Source organism: Aeromonas sp. S41-2, assembly GCF_027705845.1.
GTDB lineage: Bacteria > Pseudomonadota > Gammaproteobacteria > Enterobacterales > Aeromonadaceae > Aeromonas > Aeromonas hydrophila.
In genome coordinates this window covers 1-19,191 of the sequence record NZ_JAPDCG010000019.1, presented here as the reverse complement: position 1 = coordinate 19,191, position 19,191 = coordinate 1, and the positions used below count along the sequence as shown (strand labels likewise).

General features: G+C 56.7%; 12 protein-coding genes. 4 read left to right on the top strand and 8 right to left on the bottom strand.

The window, feature by feature from the left end:
* Window positions 1–27: 27 nt before the first annotated feature.
* Complete coding sequence (locus tag OKC44_RS21815) at window positions 28–594, top strand: TetR/AcrR family transcriptional regulator (protein WP_228741387.1); 567 nt, start codon at window positions 28–30, stop codon at window positions 592–594.
* Window positions 595–1,034: 440 nt separating this feature from the next.
* Window positions 1,035–3,725, top strand: coding sequence for an AAA family ATPase (locus OKC44_RS21810; RefSeq protein ID WP_058131653.1), 2,691 nt, complete (start codon window positions 1,035–1,037; stop codon window positions 3,723–3,725).
* Between the two features lie 67 nt (window positions 3,726–3,792).
* On the opposite strand, the gene OKC44_RS21805 is transcribed toward OKC44_RS21810, so the two are convergent.
* From OKC44_RS21805 to OKC44_RS21770, 8 genes are all read right to left on the bottom strand, one after another.
* Entirely contained in the window at window positions 3,793–4,257 is a 465-nt protein-coding gene (locus OKC44_RS21805) for a hypothetical protein (RefSeq protein WP_023443007.1), read from the bottom strand.
* Window positions 4,238–6,277 (bottom strand): hypothetical protein, encoded by a 2,040-nt coding sequence (locus tag OKC44_RS21800; RefSeq protein WP_034039551.1) that lies wholly within the window; start codon window positions 6,275–6,277, stop codon window positions 4,238–4,240. The genes OKC44_RS21805 and OKC44_RS21800 overlap by 20 nt, the downstream gene beginning before the upstream one ends.
* Window positions 6,274–8,004 carry a site-specific integrase gene (locus OKC44_RS21795; protein WP_034039553.1) on the bottom strand — a complete coding sequence of 577 codons (1,731 nt, stop codon included), beginning with the start codon at window positions 8,002–8,004 and terminating at the stop codon, window positions 6,274–6,276. The genes OKC44_RS21800 and OKC44_RS21795 overlap by 4 nt, the downstream gene beginning before the upstream one ends.
* Window positions 7,997–9,286: a site-specific integrase gene (locus OKC44_RS21790; protein ID WP_034039555.1), complete on the bottom strand. Its 1,290-nt coding sequence runs from the start codon at window positions 9,284–9,286 to the stop codon at window positions 7,997–7,999. Before OKC44_RS21790 ends, OKC44_RS21795 begins: the two co-directional genes overlap by 8 nt.
* Before the next feature lie 433 nt (window positions 9,287–9,719).
* Entirely contained in the window at window positions 9,720–11,966 is a 2,247-nt protein-coding gene (locus OKC44_RS21785) for a hypothetical protein (RefSeq protein ID WP_202803856.1), read from the bottom strand.
* A gap of 68 nt (window positions 11,967–12,034) precedes the next feature.
* Complete coding sequence (locus tag OKC44_RS21780) at window positions 12,035–14,083, bottom strand: ATP-binding protein (RefSeq protein WP_010635900.1); 2,049 nt, start codon at window positions 14,081–14,083, stop codon at window positions 12,035–12,037.
* Window positions 14,080–14,613, bottom strand: coding sequence for a hypothetical protein (locus tag OKC44_RS21775; RefSeq protein WP_010635899.1), 534 nt, complete (start codon window positions 14,611–14,613; stop codon window positions 14,080–14,082). Before OKC44_RS21775 ends, OKC44_RS21780 begins: the two co-directional genes overlap by 4 nt.
* On the bottom strand, window positions 14,613–15,896 hold the full coding sequence (locus OKC44_RS21770; protein WP_202803855.1) for a hypothetical protein: 1,284 nt from the start codon (window positions 15,894–15,896) through the stop codon (window positions 14,613–14,615). Before OKC44_RS21770 ends, OKC44_RS21775 begins: the two co-directional genes overlap by 1 nt.
* A 620-nt stretch (window positions 15,897–16,516) precedes the next feature.
* Here OKC44_RS21770 and istA point away from each other — a divergent pair.
* Both istA and istB read left to right on the top strand, forming a co-directional pair.
* Window positions 16,517–18,058 carry an IS21-like element ISAs29 family transposase gene (gene istA, locus OKC44_RS21765; RefSeq protein ID WP_111809685.1) on the top strand — a complete coding sequence of 514 codons (1,542 nt, stop codon included), beginning with the start codon at window positions 16,517–16,519 and terminating at the stop codon, window positions 18,056–18,058.
* Window positions 18,059–18,072: 14 nt separating this feature from the next.
* A complete protein-coding gene (istB, locus tag OKC44_RS21760; RefSeq protein ID WP_000194037.1) occupies window positions 18,073–18,828 on the top strand; it encodes an IS21-like element ISAs29 family helper ATPase IstB in 756 nt (251 codons plus the stop codon).
* Window positions 18,829–19,191 lie beyond the last annotated feature (363 nt).

Sequence of the window (19,191 nt, the reverse complement as noted above, 5' to 3'; positions counted from 1 at the left end):
ACGTTTGAGAAGCGACAACGGTGGACCTTGATCAGCATTGCCTTAACTGCTGCCGATGAGAAATTGCTGAAGGCCCTGGCGATCGCCATCGTTGACCACCCGCGAGCCACGTTCAAAGAAATAGCCCAGGCAGCGGGGGTCAGCAAGGCGACGCTCAACAGGTTTTGCGGCACCCGCGACAACCTGATCGAGATGCTTCTGAATCATGGTTCGGTGGTTATTTATAGGGTCATTGCCGATGCCGATCTTGAGGCGGCGCCCTTGGACGCATTGCATCGTCTGATCGAAGGCCATTTGATTCACAGGGAGTTGTTGGTATTCCTCTCATTCCAGTGGCGCCCGGACACGTTTGATTTAGATGCAGGCGGCTGCCGATGGCTGCCTTACTCGGAAACGCTGGACGAGTTCTTTCTCCGCGGGCAAAAACTGGGCGTATTCCGTATCGATATCGGTGCCCCGGCGCTTACCGAAATCTTCTCCTCCTTGATCTTCGGCCTGGTAGACGCCGAGCGCCGCGGCCGTATCGCACGCGCAGGTATGGCGGCGTTGATCGAGCAATTCTTCCTGAACGGGGCTTGCAACTACCAAACTTAACGGAAAGCAACGCTCAGTTTTTTTTCCAACGGGTTGGCGGTGTCCGTTTTTGGCCGTTCTCTGACGGTCGTGACAGTGACACGCCCTGGTCAAGTTGAACGCAATCCGTGGTCAACGCCAACCCAAATTGGTGGTCAAGAGGAGTGCAATTTCGCACATACCTGAGGACTGCTCACCACATCGCTTGCGTCGGTAGTAGCTTCCGCACTTTCCCCGTCTCTCACCGCTAAACAGCGCTTTCCGGTAGCGGACTTTAGAGCGGCTTGATACTGGCCAGCATGCAGAAATTCTGCCCGTGTAGCGTCACGACCGGACAAGCCACTAGGGTGGCGGTCAGGAAGGCAGGCAAACGGAACACGGCGAAGCACCTCGAAGGCGCTGGCCACTTGCCATCCAACTGGGCGCGGCCTTTAATCGGCGGATCTGGAAAGGAGACGGATATGCCATTGTTGGACGAGATTATTGGGTGGGCCGGCGGACTCAGACCCTGGCAGCAGGAAGCACTGCGCCGGATATTTGCCCGGGCCGAACTAACCCAAGATGACATCGAGACCATTCTGCGAATGGTTCGCGAGCAAGAACGGGAAGACGCAACCACGGGGGGAGCACGGCCATTCACGCTGGACGACGTACCAGGCGCCGGAAGTGGCGCAACCGTGCGGTTGGTGGGTGTCTCGGGGCTAGACCAGGTAAACGGCTTCCCGTCCGGTCGTGCCTTTGACCTCGCACCGGAGGGCATGACCATTTTCTTTGGTCATAACGGCGCCGGCAAATCCGGCTACGCCCGCGTCTTCAAGAATGCCTGCAACGCTCGGCATCGGGTGGAGGTCCTGCCCGACGCTTTTGGGGCGGCAACCCCAGCTAGACTGCCATCAGCAGATTTCGCCATTTTGGTGGATGGCACTCCGGAAACCGCACGTTGGGTCCAGAACGGGCCGGCCCATTTGCATTTGAGTTCGGTCTCGGTCTACGACGCGGCCTGTGCCAATGACTACATCGACGCGGAAGGGACCCCTGCATTTCAGCCCTACGGACTCACTCATCTGACGCGCCTGGTCCTACTTCAGCGTGATTTACAGGCACGGATTGGGACCGAACGCAATGCCTTGGCTCTGGATACCCGGCAATTCGAACCGCTGAAGGGTGACACCGAAGTCGGCCGCTACATCGCCAAATTAGGTGGGGACTCGGACCGCGCCGTGCTTGCTCGATTAGGGACGGTCGGTGACGATGAACTCCGGCGACTGGAGTTTCTGAAGCGGACATTACTGGAAAGCGATCCTGTGCCGCAGGCGCTGGCCTTGGAACGTTTGGCGACACGCTTGGACCAGGCGCAGCGTCGAGCCGAGGAAGTCCAGCGCTGGGTGAATGATCGTGCCATAGCACGGGCAAAGGAACTGATTACAACGGAAAAAACCGCGCATCTCGCCATGCAACTGGCGCAAGCGCGTCTTCAGGATCGAGACACACTGAACGCCATGGAGTTGCCGGTAACGTCCTCACCCACCGCCACGCTGCTGGAAGGCACAGGAGCTGAACTCTGGCAAACGATGTACCGAGCCGCTGAGGCTTTCTCTCAGCAGACGGCATACCCTGAACATCCCTTCCCGCACCTGGAACCGGACGCTTACTGCGTACTCTGCCAGCAACCTTATTCAACGGATGCCTCGGAGCGCATGCGGCGTTTCGCGGCATTTGTCGCCGACAGCGCCACGGCGGATGCGCAAGCCGCCACGCTTGCGCGCATGAACGCTCTAGGGAAGGTGCAGGCTGTCGATCTAAACGTTCTGGATGTGCCAACACGGGCTGACGTGGAGGAGCGACTGCCCGACCTACACGCTGCCATCACCGCAGCGGCATCGGTCTGGACCGCCCGGCATACTTGGGTTAGCCAAGCCCTGCAAACTGGAAACTGGTCCCCCGAGTCAGAACCGCTTCCTATCGAAGCAAACCTCGATAGTCTCTTCGCCGCCAAAGCTGCTTCGCTCCGAGTCGACGCCAATACCCTGCGGACCTCTGCCGATCCCGCTCTACGCTTGGCGCTGACCCAAGAACTGGCAGAGCTAGAAGCCCGACAACGCCTCGCCAACCAGCTTGGCGCGGTGGAGCGCTTTGTTCAGGACAGTCAGGTCCATGCCACATTGAGCCGCTGCCATGCCGCCCTCAACCCAGCGGCAGTGTCACGCAAACTGACGTCCCTGGCGGCGACGCATGTGACCGAGGCTCTGGCCGCTTCTATGAATGCTGAGTTGAAAGCCCTGGGCTATAAGCGACGGGTGCAACCCGACCTGAGCGGGCGCACAGAGCTGGGGGTGACCAAGGTCACGCTGCGCCTGCAGGAAATCACGGCGAAAGCCTCCAAGGTGCTGTCAGAGGGCGAGCAGCGCGCGTTGGGGATGGCTATGTTCCTCGCCGAGCTCGAATCCCTGCCACATACTTCGACCGTTATTTTCGACGATCCGTCTACGTCGCTGGATCACGTATATCGTCGGGCCATAGCTCGGCGTTTGGTAGCGCTGGCTGAGACCCGCCAAGTGCTGGTGTTCACCCATGATGCGGTGTTCCTGACCGAGCTCGCGATGGCGCTTCAGCGCGCTGATCGCTCGGCCAGCTACAAGACCATCGGTTGGGACGAGTCGCCGGGACTAGTGAGCGAGGGGCTGACGTGGACGACGATGGACACCAAGGCCCGCCTGGCCGATCTCGAAAGTCGTGCGAAAGCACTGAACGTTCCGGTCGGCAGCGACCCGGATGATGAGCTTGAGCGGCAAATCGCATCGGGATACTCAAGCCTCCGAGGCACTGTCGAGCGCGCCATACGCGAGGTTTTTTTGAACAATACCGTCCAGCCGTTCAGCGATGTGGTGAGCGTAGAAGCATTTGGTGCTGTCATTGGCCACCCCGCAGAGGAGTGGGAGCAGTTGCTGGCAGTGTATGCGCGGGCCTGCGAAGCTACCGAGGCCCACGACACCCCAGGCGAGCGCCAACTACCGCTTCCCGCGCGTGAGGAGTTGCTCGGCGATATCGCCCAGGTCCTGGAATTAATCAAAAACGCGACTAAACGCCGAACTGCCTACGAGAATCTACGCCGGGAGCGGACCGCGCAACGCAAGAAGCTCTTCGGCGGCTAGCCCGACGTTTCATGCCGGGCTGGTCGGGCATGGCTGTGTTTCTTTCGAATATTGCGAGCTCTCCGTTTCAAAGTTTTTTGTGGCCTCGCGGATCAAGAGGAAGCACATTGGAGGCCGGCAGTTGGCGCTCCAAGTCCGCAATACGGTCGTACAGCTCAAGAATGGTGGCGTCGGCCTCACTGAGTAGGCTGGCTAGGTGGTCACGCTGCTGCGTGATTTCCTCGATCCGTTCTCGAAGTCCACGATTTTTTCTGCGGGCTAATAAGCTGACTTGGCGCACTGATGGCGGACGTTGCTCAGCGTGTCCTTCCACGTACTTTTGGATCTCAGCGATCAGTAGGGGGAAACGAGCTTTTTTCAGTGCAGAGGGGTCGCTGCCGGCCTCCTTGGCAACGTTGTTCTGACTTACGGGCGTCCCCTTCGGCAGTCGTTCGGGCTTGTTGCTCTTCAGCCGCTCGAACGCTGCGCGATACTGCTCGCCGGCACTCATTCGCTTAGCCGGGTCAGCGGATTCATGTTTGCCGGATGACATGGCGATAATTCTCCACACTACGTTTCTGGGCTTCCAACGAAGTCCTTAGCGGACTGTCTACCTCGGCAGCGGCCAGGCGCTCATCCAATACCGCCTCCAACACTTCGACTTCGTCGAGTTGCTCGGGGTCATAGAGAACGTCCGCACATGGTTTGGTTTCTCCGGGGGAGTCGCCCCCTCCGCAGCGAGCGATATTGTCGATGCCCCCATAGGGACAGGGGGTACGGCTCGTGCAGATGCCCAGCAAAATCGGTCGATGAGTGACCGTCCCCTTCTTAGCCAGATTGATCGCTTTCTTAGCATCAGAGGCTGAGATTAGGCGGACAATCTCAGATTTTCGCTTCTCGCCGTGGGGGCTGACGAATCGGTTGCTCGTCAGCTGTTGCAGCTGCCTACCCAAAGTTTCGTACATGGTGCGGACGTAGTAGGTATGGGCCTTCTCTTCCAGCCGTACCCTGGAATGGTTTTGCCCGTAGTAGAGACTCATCGCTCTGGCGACGTGCTTTAGCTGAAACTGCAATGAAGCGTCGCTGACCAGCCCGGATGCCTGCATATTCACTGCGCCGGTTCGTCGGAGTTGATGCCAGGCCAACGGCCAGATTTTGCCGACCGCAAACTCGTCGGTCAGCGTCGGCGTCACCAACCGAGCCAATTCGAAATCTTCCGGCGTAATGCGCAATTGCTCACGGTCGAACAGCTTGTCGAACCACTGAAGCACATGGGCATAGCTCGGAATCGATGGCCGAATCGTGCGGTTGATCTTGGTGAACTTCGTTCCCCACGGTTCAAGGCAATAATCAAGCAGATAGCGCTTGGCCGGATCATCCGGCACCGAGGCCTCGCCGGGGGGAGAGTCGCATTCTGCGCGGAGGTCTGCGACCACACGCATGGCTTCAACTGCCACCTGAGCTGACGGGGACGTCACCCAAAGTGCCTCAGAATCCGACATCGTCTTGGTCGTTCGTCCGCACAATACATGGATGTCGCCAAACTGCGGATCACGTTCTATGTGCAAGCAATCGGCGCGCAGGTTCCAAGCCTCTTCGACTCGCATGAGGCTGAAGTTCAGCAGATAGCACAGTCCAGATCGACTCACGAGGTTGAGGTAGCGACTCAGAGTTTGAATGCGAATTTCGTCGTCGCTCACTCCCAGCCAGCGACGAAATAGTTCCACCATGCCAAACCGATGCGCGGTGTCGATGAATGGGCCGTAGTACTGCCGCCCAGTCCACTTTCCGTTTGATCCATCCGACGGCCACTGAAACGGATAGAACGATTGTGGCCTGCGTTGTCCTTGGAGACTGGCAGAGTTGTGCCGATAGGCAGCCAGACAGAAGCGGAAGCACTCCTCGACTTGGCCTCGATGCGCCAAAAAGTCATCCAGGCATTCGCGCAAGCGTGTGATTTGATAGTGCCAAATGCGGGGAGGGATATAGGGGGTCTGGAGCTTCTGGTGGTCGGGCATGGCCGCTGCGAGGCGTGCCAACCCTGCGCGATCCAACAAGGTGAACCCCAGCGCATCCCGCCGCTCGTACAGTTCGTGCAGCAATGCCAAGAACTCACCGGACCGGGAAGCCTGGAGCACCTCCGGGAGACGGTCGGCAACGCGCGGAAAATGACTCAGTTCGGATGCGAGAATGCCTTCTTGAGTGCACAAGACGAACAGCCGACGCATCTGGTCGAAGCGCGTTTTCAGGCCTCGGTATCCACGGGCTCCATTGGGGCCGTATAGCCACCAGCCGATTACGGTCCGCAATAAATCGGCGTTCGCAGGATCGATCGCGGCGACATATTTCTTAGCTGGGCCATCGCCGAAATTGAGAGTGAGCCGTTTTCCCGCCCATGGGTCGAGCCGCCAAATGGCATCGCCCCAACGGCTCACCACCTGGCCAGCGGCATCTATGATGACCGGCCAATCACGCTGCGGTGGCCAGCACGGCGGACGGTAGTTCGGCGCATCAGGAATCGCTAGGGGCGAGTCGATGCCGAGGCCAAGTTCGGAAAGAATATTTTTCGTCATGCTGATCTTTGTCGCAGTTCTGCCAATCGGATGAAGCCATCCCAGGCCGGGTGGTAGTCACCTTCACTTATGCGCGCTCTGGCTTCTTCGACCCAAAGCCTGCGGACCTCGCTACTTTCTTCGAAGAAGCGCAGTTTGGCCGTCAGCCGATCGATCACCAGCAGGGCCGGATGCTCTGTCGTCAGGTGCTTACCCGAACTGGATGGGCGGTAGCGTGCCAGTTCAAGCGATTTGAGGTGGCGCAAGCTACCGAGAGACCACACATGATCCTCACTTTCGATATCCCGGTGCTGGGTACAGAACAGGCAACCGGCAGCATTGATGCAGTCGGGTCGCGGACCATTCTTCGGCATCGTGCCCACTGGTTCAGGTGTGGCCGATACACATCTACCAGGAGCAGGAGGTGAAAGGGACGGATCGGTTTGCTGATGGAAGCGCGTAATTTCCACCATAGCGATCTGCGGATGGGGGTCGGCATATACGCGTATCAGCGTTTGCACCGTATGCTGGGCCAACTCCGCAACCTGTTGGGGATTCTGGGACTCCCGAAGCAACCAGTTGATGCGCGTCCCGCGCAGTTTTCGCGGTCTCACTATCGGTATGCCAAGCTCGCGGCAGATGCGCGTAACGTTCGTGAACTGCGTCGCCTCTTCTAGGATTCGTCCCCCGCTACGTATAAGCGGAAAGAGCAAACCATCCGGCTCATTGGGAAACCATTCGGAACGCCATTCGAGATAGCGCTCGAACCACTCTCGATAACTGGCAAAGATCTCGAATAGCACTTCTCCTTCCCGTCGATTTTTGTAGGTACGTACCTGGTAGCCGTCTATGTGGCTGGTGTAATGAAACTGCTCAACCCGCAGGGTATGTGCTTGCTGGAGGTTCAGACCGGTCTGGGCGATGAACATCAGCAATTCACTCTCGATCCGTAAATTGACGATGGGGAAACGGGTCCGCAGTGTCCGATCTGCATCGTGGGCGGCACGCGCCGCCAGGGATGCTTCGATTTGCGCTTGGTTTTGCGGCCTGGTACGGCGGGCCGCTACTTTCTCGGGGCTCTGCAATCCCGACCATAGTTCCAGCACTTGGCCGGTGCGTAACGAAATACAAACTGGGAGGGGGGCCATTGTCCCCCTCCAGGTCAATGCCTCGCATACGTCAGCTAGAAGGTGTCCGAATGCGAAGGTGTTTTGCAGATTCTGCTTGTCCGCTTTGCTCGTATGTACCTTGCCTTTGCCGCGCGGCTTGCGAATACGTGTGCTCTTGCTCAGGCTTGCTTGGCGGTCCAATGCTCGGTCCAGCATCGTCGCCGTGAGCCTGGTGAGATCGTACAGGGACCCATCGCTGAAATTGCGTTCGACTCGATGACGCTGGAGCAAGTGATCGGTCCAACGAATGAACGTGTCGGCCGCCGTCTCGAGACTGAGATTCACGTTTTCTGAATCGATCCAGGCAAAGAATCGGCGCAATGCACTGATCTTGTTCTGCACCGAGAAGCGACTTCCGCCACCAGCAAGGTCGTCAGTCATGTGCTCATGCAGCTGCGTCACCAGCTCGAAACGTTCCGGCAAGGGACTGCCGAGTTCGCCCTGCGCGATCTGGCGGCCCACATGCTTCACCTTTGCTGCTGCACCTCCGCGAAACAGCAGCGGCCGGAGGTCCCAGGGCGTTTCAGTGGCCCCATACTCAAGCATCGGGAAAGTGAGGTCGAATTCGGAACTATCCATCGTGCCGCGCCCCAGCGCCGATCCCGCTAAATGCCGCCATGAAGCTATTTGAGAGGGCTTGTTTGATCGGCAGTGCCTGTACGAATCGGATGTATTTGAAGGTGGTGGCTTCAGAGTTAGGCCCATGGAGCAACGCGTCGCTGACCGTCGCAATTACAATAGCGACATCGGCACAAGCCGATAGCGCCAGACGTGCCAATTCGGTACCGAAGGTGCAGCGCGACTGATGGAAGCGGAATTTACGGAGCACCTGTAGTTCTGCTTTGACGCCCCGTTTTCGAAACTCGGACATCTCAACATTCACAGCAGATGACTGATCGGTGCCGCGCCTGCCATAGGCGTTACCAAAGCGGGTCAAGAACAGCAAATCACGATTCTCGGGCGAGGCTTTCGCCTCTCGTTCCATCCTCCGCCAGCCTTTGGCATATTCCAGCAATTCATCACGCAACGCTTCGGGTATCCAGACCTGGCCAGTCACACCGAATTTCGTGTGCACTGGCGGAGCTGCGCCTGGACCAACTGCAAGGCGTAGAAGCCCTTCAGCGGAAGGGTCGGGGGCGGCGCGCTCCAGAGACTGAATCTTGAGATCACAGATGCTGCCGAGCCGCATCCCGGTAAAAAATCCAAGGGCCAACATGAGGTAGAGCTCGGGCGTGGCGTTCTCTGCGGCGAAATCCAGAATTGCATCGCGATCGGTCTCCGAGACTGGCAACAGCCCATCTTCAAGCGTTTGGCCTGGGCGCTTACGGTTCGGGATGCTGAGGTCGGTGGTGGTTCCGCTGATCGTTCGCTCGAACCCCACCCGGTCGAAGTATTTAACGACGTAGGGTTTTTCCCGCCACAGCTGGACGTGTGGAGAAAGAAGCTCCCTATGCCTTACCCACCGATAGAACATGATGCAATTGCGCATGTACTCAGACGCCGTGGATGGGCCGATCTGGCCGGCATCGCGCATCTTGATCAACGCCCCTCGGTATAGCACCAGGCAGCGGTCAGCTTTGCGAGCGGGAAACTCGAACCACTGCAAATCACGAGATTCAAGAAATTTAGCGTAATTGAGAAGGCCATTCATGTTACTGGCAACGGTCTTAAGAGAAGCGTCACCAGTCGTTGCTCGCTCCACTGCCCACAGGTTTGCCTCCCTCCAAGGTGCATAGTCTGCCCAAAAGATTTGGGGCAAGCCCTCAATGGATGGCCGGCTGCTACTGGGGGAGTATGCGACGGCGTTCTCTCTGCGCACGAGGTAATGGGGCACGAAATGAATGCGCTCTAGCGTCGCCATTCAACGCCCCTGGGACGCTTAACAATGTCCATAGATAGAACTCAATAGCTTAGGCGTCCGCACTATACAACTTACTCTTATCAATCGAGTAGACCTCTATGGCAGGAACCATGCTCTCCAACGTAGTCATCACCCGCTGGGACATATCGGCATTTATGTGGAATGGAAAATCAAGCCAGTCGAGCTCGGTCCGCTAACAACCAAGCATTGTTTGTATGATTATGGCGCTTTCAGTCATTTCAGGGCGCGCCTATAAACAGCGCTTAGTAACTAATGGGCAGAGAGCGGTCAAGTAGGCACTCAATGGGATGTTGTCGAGCTGACATCAAGACCAGCTTGAACGGCGGCTGCCTACAGAAAATGCTCTACCTCTGTGCTATCGATAAAGGATGGTTTCGACATTAAGAAGAACAATTACCCGGTATATCGAAGATCATTTGTCGACATCATCGAACACTGAACGCGTTGTAACCATGGGAGTATGCGGAGGTGCTTCCTCCTTTTTTTGTGTCACGATGTGCGCCCAATCCGCTTCATCTTCGGAACCTTCATCATGCTCGCGCTTGCGTTTTTCAAGCTCTGCGATTGAGCGCTTAACATGCTCGCGTGCATCGTCGATCAAGGCTGTGGCGTCCATATCGACACCGATCGCCTCAATGTGATCAAGTAGGTCGAGAAGTTTCGCAAAGTGACTGTCAGGTTCTTCGTCTAAATCAGCATCGTCTGTAATCTCTTCGATCCGCTCTTCGAGCGACGGCAGCACAGTTGTCCGCAGCGATAAACCCACACCGATAAGCTTTAGCGGCGGTATGACAGCCAACATTTGTGGTTCCTCGAAGAGGGAGACGTCAAGGCCGTTGAGCACGGCAGACTCCAACTTGTCGGCCACATCCAATCGCAAATCGCCAGGCAAGACGTTTAAGTGATGAGCACGTGCGTAGGTGGCGATCTGGGGATCGTTACTGAGGAGATCGGAGCTCCAGCAAGACCTGCGAAGTAGATTTGGAAATTGCTCTAGGGTTTTGATGAACACGGCCGCACTTGAGCGATATGACAGGAAGTGGAACAGCATCCAATTGCGATGCCGTTCGTCGGGTGTACATCCAAGTCGTGCGACCAGCGCATTGTCGAGCGTCGTCGGGATGACCAACGCATCTCGAATGAGCGGCGAGCCCTCACACGTGAAGCTGCTAAGAATTGTGTCGATAGTCGCGCCTCGTATGAGCGCAGCCATCATATGGGGTTTCTGACGCAGAATCTCCGTTAGGGCGTCGGAGATCGTCGGATGGGCGAAGGTCCATTTTAATCCGGAAAGCTTCAGGAACGAGCCCTTCAGTTCAGTGAAGCAATCCTGAAGCTTAGTTAGAGTGTACCCCGTCAGCTCTGCGACAGCCTGTGCAGCCGAAGCGTCATGATCGATAGGATCGAAGCCGGCCTGGTGGACATAAACGAGGAGAAGCGTGGCTTGCAACTGACCATCCAAGGCGTTGATGGTATCGATCAGATGCTCTGTCGGCTCCTCCATGAAGCGGACAAGAGAGCTTTCGCGAGGTGCTAGGCCCTTGGTGAAGTTTGGATCCCCGAGACGTTCGGCGATCCCAGGAAGGAAATCTCGAACAGTGGCGACTGCTGCCAGATGCGGCTTGACACTCGATTTCCAGCTCTGGCTCTGCTCACCGAAATTTACATGGTTATAGAGAATCTGCGCCTTCTCTTCGGACGTTAGCTCGCCGACGTCCACCACAGCACAGCCATCTGCGAACTGGGTAAGGTTACGCTGCCCAAGCCGACGTCGTGCAGCTTCGTAGATATGCTTACGGGAAGTTAGGAGGAAGCGATTGCCATGCTTAATTGCGGCCCGCAGTTTAGAGAAGGCCGAGGCCCAATCCTGTACATAGTCATCACGTAGCACATTTGAACCGAATGCATCGTCGATCCAGAAGAAGCGTCCCGGGTCATTAGGATTCCAACCTGCCTCAAAGTCGCGCGGGCTGGTCAAAGCAAGTACAGTGTTCTCCGGGTTTTCAGATGCTATGGTCGAAACGATGGCACCAATCGCCGATTTTCCACTTGAGGGGTTGCCGAGCAGCAACACTACGCCGTGCTCGGCGATCGCATTCACAGCTGCACGATGGGCCTGAGTAGGTACATAAGTGCGAAGTTTTGGTATCCAGCTGTCGAGCAGCGCCCGGCTCTGTTCGCTCAGTCGCTCATCCACGATCGAGGTAAGGTCCCCTAGGCCGTAGACCTGCGGGACTAATGCGCGCAAGCGAGCGCTGCTCCTGATAACTCGTACTATGTACTGACGACCAAGAATATGCGGCTTTCGCACGCCAAGTGCCCGAAGCCTAGTACGCATTACAGATGCGACGGGAGCATCCACGCTCATGTTAGTCATGAATACATAGGTGTCCGCCTGGCCTGCTTTGACTAGTTCTTCGACATGGGATGTCTCTGCGTTGAGATCTCCAAGCTTCAACGCCTTTGAGGCATCAGAAGTATGTTTGCACTGGACCGTTCCAATCGATGGAAATTTGTTTCCTGCAGGAATGAGGAAAACTGCGTCCTGACCGCCATCTTGGGCTTCGCGGAAGATCTCCACTGGTCTGCCGAGCACGACTTCACATACCTGTGAGCATAGATCCTGAAACGCACGCCAGCCGATGGTATGGAGTGCCAAATCGCTCCAAGGACCGTGCGCTCTCCCCCTCTGCTGCATCAGAGTCTCGATTAACGCGCTCTCGGCCTTCATGCAGTGGTGACGCCGCGTAGGACACCAAGCGGCATTGGGCGGATTTCCAGGTCTGTGACCACGCTCGTTGCGCCGAGCGACCCAAGGTCGATGTCAAGCCGTCTCCCTCCCTCCTTCGCAGTGCTCATCAAGCGTCGGCAGAGGAGATCGGCAAGCGCAGGGTCCTCAACGGCACAGATGATCTGACGCCCATCCAAGCGCAGAGCAGCGAGCACTTCCACCAGGTGAAGGGCCCTAAAATCATCGATGTGTTGAACGGGGTCGTCGAGTAGCAAAGACTTGAGTGGTGTCCACGCCCGTGCGAGATGGACAGAAAGAAGAAAAGCGAGACCGGCTGCACGACGCTGGCCACTGCTGAAGACAAATTGTGGGTTTAGACCGTTTCCGACTTTAAGACTTAAGAAACGACGTACGTCGCCGCGAATGCTGTAATCGATTGTGTGCCAGTCGGCGTGCGGTCTTAGGCGCTGGTACAGCTCGTTGAGAAGCGGGCTAATCTGAGCAAGACGCTCATCGATGATTTCGGCGCTCACACGCTTAACTGAGCGCTCGATCTCGCGAGCTGCGGTAACGGCAGCTTGCGATTGACTGACAGTATGCGCGAGCTTCTCTACTTCAGCTCGCAGTACCGAGATGTTGCTTTCGATTAACGACATTTGCGATACAGCTTGCGAGGCTTCCAGCACTATCAACGCACGCTCAAGGTCGATCAGCCGGTCGCGCTCTGAAGAAATAGCTTGCTCTAGCCCATCAGGATCGTTGATGAGGCGGAAGTCGAGAGACCAATCCGAGTAGAATGAGACATGTGACTCTTCCTGACTGCGCAGCCGGCGCAGCTTTTCTGCATGAGTATCAAGCATAGCTTCGGCAGCTTGGAGCGTAAGGCTGGATAGCCGTGCATTCTCTTTCGCAATGGTGAGAGCATCGTGAGCAGCCTGAACGCCCGACGCCAGTGATTTGATCCGGCGCCGTGCCGCGGCCACACCGGAGGAAAACTCGTCCGGCGTCCGATAGGCTTCGCATAACGGGCAATGCTCTTCGTGCAACCCGAGGCGCTCACCGTGCTCGACCAGAAGGCTCAGCGATGCTGCAATTGCGTCTATCTCTTCTTCGCGCTCGAGGCGTTGTTCGGCTTCCGCGACCGCCTGCTGCGCAGCCTGATGCTCTCTTTGTGCTGCTTCGTGCACTCTTGAAGCGGTCTCCCGATCCGCAATAGCCTCCGGAGTTGTGTAGGCCGCCTGCGCCGACGCAACCTCATGACCGAGTTGAAGCGCTTCGCCCATTCGACCTAATCGGGTTCGCTTGCTCGCAAGTGCATTTCGACCTGCTGTCAGCCGTGCTGTCAGTTCAGGCGGCGCATCTGGTGCGGCTATGGAGATTACCTGGAGAGCAGAGGCCATATCGCCTGAACGGCTAAGGGCTGTTTGCGTCTCAGACAGTTGCGTCAGTCTGTCTGCCAACCGCGAACAGGCAGCTGCATAGGCAGCCTCGTCTTTAGAGTGCGTTGCTTCGGTAGCTGCCACAACCTCCTTGGCTCTACTACTTGCCTCAGAGCCTTCTAAAGCACCGAGCGCCGAACGGACAAGATCGAATCTCTCCGTTTCGGTGAGGTCTAGGCTGAGTGCTGCGATCCATTCGTCGCGGATGATTGAGGTTCGGGTGAGCTGCCTAAGTGCATTATCTGGCACAGGACCGCAGCAAAGCGCGGCCTGGATTTCATCCGCTGAACGATCAGCACCTGACTCGCGTGTACGAGTGATTGTGAACGGCTTGCCATCGTCGTCGACGAACGAGACCGTAACATAGTGGGCCTTCGGGACGCCTTCGCCACGCCACCATATATAATCGCTGATGCTTTCCTTCGCCGCCTTCTCAACAGCATATTTGTCGATGGAACCGGTGATCGCAAACTCGATTGCATCACATAACGTGCTTTTACCAACACCGTTCCGGCCCGTAATGACGGTGAAGCCCTGTCCGAAGTTAATACGGACGAGATCCCTGAATCCACGAAAGCCGCATACTTCGATGAAGTCGAGCCTCATAATGTCGTTCCCAAGATACGAGCAACCTCTGTTGGCGTTGTCTCGTTATTAATGAACGAGGTAATGGCCTCAGGAGAAATGTCTTTCAGCCTGGTACGCAGTCTCGTTTCGAAGTTAGACACGCCAAGCAGCGGCTTGGCGCGTAAGGACAGCAGCGGTAGCAGCGCTTTCTCAACATCATCCGTTGTGATGATCGAAGCCCTGGCAATTTTCCGAGTCAAAGAGAAATCCTCTTCGATTCGTTCGATCTCACGCGCTCGGCTCACATCTTGATCCGGGGTCAGAAAGATTGAATAGACATTCCACGCTTTTGTTCCTGCGGCGCGCAACGACGCGGCATGGCGAGCGAGAGCCACTTGTTGACTCGCACGCCAAGTGCAGAGAAGAGTATCTGCGGTATCAAAGACTTGAACGAACCCCATCAGCGCCGCGTTTTCGAAACAGGTCACCGGGCCGGCCGAGCCAGTCCACGACCAAGTTTCGTATTGGGCGTCGCGAAGGAGGATTTCGGTTTGCGTGAAGATATCCATTAGATTCCCAACTCTGCTCTTGCCCCAGGGAGGTCATACCATTCGCCCGCTGGGTCAGGACGAATCACGTCGCCGGGGCGTCCGTTGCGTACGATGTTGCCCGGCACGCCTAAGTTGGTCGCGCCCACAGCCACAACGATGTCAGGCTGCATCGCGGCAGGTGGCTCGATAAACCTCCCGCGTAGAGTCCCGAGGACGGTTTGCGCTCCATTGATAACGCGGATGCTACGGCCGTTAAGCTCATAGCCATCAGGGCGTTGCAAGGCCCCAGCCTGACGTAGCAGTAAGTGGAAGAAGCCGAGAGCTTCTGTATTTGCCGGGCGCAAGAGCTTGGCTGGTTCCGCCGCCGAGACGCCTTCTGCATCTCTCCTCAGACCATACAAAGCCTCGCTATCGAAATTTTCAACGTTTAGCCAAGCTGTGTCGCACTGAATTCCTGTGGTTTGCTCGAAGGCGGTTCGACCTGCATCCAGTACCTGTCGAAGGTAATTCGATGAGAATGCACGACGCAGTTCGTCGAGCGCTACAGCTCCAGACTCTTGGACATGTTCGAAAGCCACGTTTGGTGCGTTGGCGATCTCCCAGAGCTGAGGGGCCTTCTGCTCGAGCACGTTTGTTGGTGACAGGTCGATAACTGTCACGGATAGCGGCTGAACGTGGCTCAATGCTTCACCTATCACGGTATTGAGATATTCCCAGTCTGACCAGAAGCCCACGACGAGTAGATCCTTCTGCCGAAGGTTGGCGGCCATCCATACTTTGCTTAGCGCAATACGGGCCGAGATGGTTGGATCATTGAGCTGCGAAGGCGCCCATACCGTAGCTGGCCGATCGCGGAAAGAACAGCCATGGAATTTAAGCAAGGGAGCCTGGCGAACGAAGTCAGCGCTGGCTTCGTCTCCGTCGAGCGAGCCACGGAAGTCAGAGCCGTAGTCCCAGGCGCAACGTTCGATGAGGGTGTCGTAATTGCTCGATATGCCAGCAACTGCAGCGCGAGTGATGAGAAAATCCGCTATCGCGGCATGCCCGGTGTTCGGCTGCCGCATAAATGCGTTCCAAGGGACGAGGTGCTCGATGAAGACAGATTGAAGGGTATCGAGTCCCGCGAAGTGTTCGGCGAGCGCCTCTAGATTGTCCCGAAGCGCGGGATCACAGTTTGGATCAGATTCAAGACGATACTTTTCAAAGCACCGCTCGGCGACCGTCAAGGCCGATGGCAGGCTACTAGGCGGCGCCATCGACAGCCCTGCACCACAGACAACTAGAAGGCGGCCAGCGTTCATGGAGGCTAGCAGTCGAGTTATTATTTCAGGACTCATAGGCAGCCGCGCAAAAAAGATCTCGCCGACTCGATTCAGTTACAATTTTGTCAATCCAGCTTATCGTATTAGTGGCATTCACTGCTGTCCCTCACTACTGCCTTCCGCTTCTCGCTATGAAAAAACCGATCAAATAATTGGGCCCCTTTCCGCCCTCCAGTTAGATTTCATATGAGCCTGTACTATATCGAGGCGTTCGATGATAGCAAAGCACCAAATGAACAACAAACGCCCCTTAGGAAAGTGCGAACAAGTATCCCACGAACAAAAAATGAAAATTTTAGTCATTTAATATCAATGGGTTACCAGTAAATGCTCTCGTGCCATATGACTTATTCGCACCTTCCCTAAGTTTCGACCCGTTGCATATTCCGGCCGATCATGAACACCAATTCCGATTCAACGTGAACACCATTTCCGGACCAATGTGAACGCTCATTCCGGTTCAACCTGAACACTTCGCCCCTCCTTTCCGGAAACAGTGTTCAACATCCCGGAATCACTGTTCACATTCACCGGAATCATCCTTAACGCATTGATTTAAAAACCTTTGATACGCTCTCCCTTTTGCCAGGGAAGAGCCTATGTCTGCCAAGAGGATTGCAATGCGTAAAATTCGTGAAGTGCTGCGACTGCGGCTGGAAGCTGACCTCTCTGTTCGCCAAATCAGTATCTGTACCAAGGTCAGTGTCGGCTCCATCCAGAAACTCCTCAAAAGTGCCCAGGCGCTCGGCCTTACCTGGCCCTTACCTACCGAGCTTGATGATGGCCGACTGGCTGCCCTGTTCTATCCGCAGGCCGATACCACCATCTCGGCCCGCCATGTTGTGCCGGATTGGCCCTCTGTCCATCAGGAGCTCAAGCGCAAGGGGGTCTCCAAACAGCTGCTCTGGGAGGAGTACACCCAGCGCTATCCCAATAGCTGTTACAGCTACTCCCAGTTCTGTGACCGTTACAAGTCCTGGTGTCAGTTGCAAAAGCGCTCCATGCGCCAGATCCACAAGGCGGGGGAAAAGCTCTTTATCGACTACTGCGGGCCCACGGTGCCCATCGTGTCGCCGACTACGGGTGAGGTCCGTCAGGCACAAGTCTTTGTCGCCGTGCTCGGTGCGTCCAACTACACCTTTGCCGAGGCCACCTGGTCCCAGTCACTGCCGGACTGGCTGCAAAGCCATGTCCGTGCCTTTGAGTTTTTCGGCGGGACACCGGTACTGCTGATCCCCGACAACCTCAAGAGCGGTGTCAGCAAGGCTTGCCGATACGATCCCGAGCTCAACCCCAGCTACCAGCAGTTGGCCGAGCACTATCAGGTGGCGGTGATGCCAGCTCGCCCTTACAAGCCTAAGGACAAAGCCAAGGCCGAGGTGGGTGTGCAGATCGTCGAGCGCTGGATCCTGGCTCGTCTACGCCATCAGACCTTCTTCTCGCTTGCCGAGCTAAACCAGTGCATCCGGGCTTTGTTGAATGAGCTCAACGAGCGCCCGTTCAAGCAGCTGCCCGGTAACCGACGCGAGGCGTTTGAGCAGTTGGACCGCCCGGCACTGGGGTCACTACCGGTGCATCCCTATCGCTATGTCGCCATCAAAACGGTCAAGGTCAACATCGACTATCACGTCAGTTATGAGCAGCACCATTACTCGGTGCCGCACCAGTATGTGGGTCAGCAACTGGAGCTCCATGCGGGCGATACCCTGCTTCAGGTCTATCACCAGCAACAGCTGGTCGCGAGCCATCCGCGTAAAACCATCCCGGGGATGAGCACACTCCCTGAGCACATGCCGGAACGTCACAGCAAGCAGCAACGCTGGACGCCAGGGCGTCTTAAGCAGTGGGCTGCCGACATCGGACCGGGCACCTTGTGCTGGGTTAGCGAACGGCTGGCAGAGAAAGCCCATGCCGAGCAGGCATACCGACTCTGCCTGGGACTGCTGAGTCTTAGCCGGGAGTATCCGCCATCACGAGTCGAAGGCTGTTGCCAGCTGGCCAACCGGGAAGGACTGGTGCGGCTCAAGCAGCTCAAGTCGGTGCTGACCAGTGGCCGCGACCAACTGCCCGCAAGTCCGCTCAGTTATCCAGAACTGCCGCAAGAGCACGAGAACATCCGCGGCCCCCAGAGCTTCCACTAACGAGGAAAAAACCCATGACCCAACAAACGCTGACCCGCTTGAGACACCTGAAACTGACTGGCATGGCGGATGCCGTGCAACAACAACTGGAACAGGCAAGTACCTACGAAGGGCTGCCCTTCATCGAGCGGCTAAGCCTGCTGGTCGAACACGAACAACTGAGCCGGGAGCAGCGTAAACAAGCTCGGCTGGTCAAGCAGGCGAGGCTCAAACTCCAGGCCACGGTGCAAGAGGTGGACTACCAGTCTGCACGCAACCTGGAGCGGTCACAGGTGGCAAACCTGGCCCAAGGAGAGTGGCTGCGCCGGGGCCAGAACCTGCTCATTACCGGCCCCTGTGGCTGCGGAAAAACCTACCTAGCCTGTGCGCTGGGCTACCAAGCCTGTCAGCAGGGGCACAGCACTCGTTACTACCGGCTGCCGCGTCTGCTACTTGAGCTGAGCCAGGCCAAGGTAGATGGCAGTTACGCCAGACTGCTGGGTCAACTGGCAAGGATAGAGCTGCTGATCCTGGATGACTGGGGACTGGAAGCGGTGAATGCCGAGCAGCGCAACGCCCTGCTGGAGATCATGGATGATCGGTACGGGAAATACTCGACGGTCGTGGTCAGTCAGCTGCCAACGGAAGAGTGGTACGCGAGCTTGGGGGACAACACTCTGGCAGATGCGATCCTGGACCGGCTGATGCACAACGCTCACCGGCTGTCACTGAAGGGAGAATCGATGAGAAAGAGGAGAAGTGAGTTGACCCAATCTGAACACTCGAGTTAGAAACGGGGTGACGTGAGCGCGTTAAGGATCAGGGTGTTCACGTTGGCCGGAATGGCTGTTCAACTTCGCCGGAATACGCACCCGTCACTGGTAAATTCTGGCGCATAAGAACCTCAAGGGTTGGCTGTTTTATTTTATTGTTTTCGGCATTAAGCCCAATTTCTTGAGCGTTACGATAAAGCTAGCATGGAAACGATAGGTGCAAGCAAGTTAAGGGTTGCATCGCGCATGTCAATCTAGGCTATACCCTAACTTGATGTCAGGCAGGGCCGCGCCGCTTCGTCAGTGTCATTTTCAGAAGACGACTGCACCAGTTGATTGGGCGTAATGGCTGTTGTGCAGCCAGCTCCTGACAGTTCAATA

Excerpts from the sequence above, each read along its gene's own strand:
- OKC44_RS21790 (WP_034039555.1), bottom strand. The coding sequence starts at position 9,286 with ATGGCGACGCTAGAGCGCATTCATTTCGTGCCCCATTACCTCGTGCGC.
- OKC44_RS21805 (WP_023443007.1), bottom strand. The coding sequence starts at position 4,257 with ATGTCATCCGGCAAACATGAATCCGCTGACCCGGCTAAGCGAATGAGT.
- OKC44_RS21770 (WP_202803855.1), bottom strand. The coding sequence starts at position 15,896 with ATGAACGCTGGCCGCCTTCTAGTTGTCTGTGGTGCAGGGCTGTCGATG.
- OKC44_RS21780 (WP_010635900.1), bottom strand. The coding sequence starts at position 14,083 with ATGAGGCTCGACTTCATCGAAGTATGCGGCTTTCGTGGATTCAGGGAT.
- istB (WP_000194037.1), top strand. The coding sequence starts at position 18,073 with ATGACCCAACAAACGCTGACCCGCTTGAGACACCTGAAACTGACTGGC.
- OKC44_RS21775 (WP_010635899.1), bottom strand. The coding sequence starts at position 14,613 with ATGGATATCTTCACGCAAACCGAAATCCTCCTTCGCGACGCCCAATAC.
- OKC44_RS21795 (WP_034039553.1), bottom strand. The coding sequence starts at position 8,004 with ATGGATAGTTCCGAATTCGACCTCACTTTCCCGATGCTTGAGTATGGG.
- OKC44_RS21800 (WP_034039551.1), bottom strand. The coding sequence starts at position 6,277 with ATGACGAAAAATATTCTTTCCGAACTTGGCCTCGGCATCGACTCGCCC.
- OKC44_RS21810 (WP_058131653.1), top strand. The coding sequence starts at position 1,035 with ATGCCATTGTTGGACGAGATTATTGGGTGGGCCGGCGGACTCAGACCC.
- istA (WP_111809685.1), top strand. The coding sequence starts at position 16,517 with ATGTCTGCCAAGAGGATTGCAATGCGTAAAATTCGTGAAGTGCTGCGA.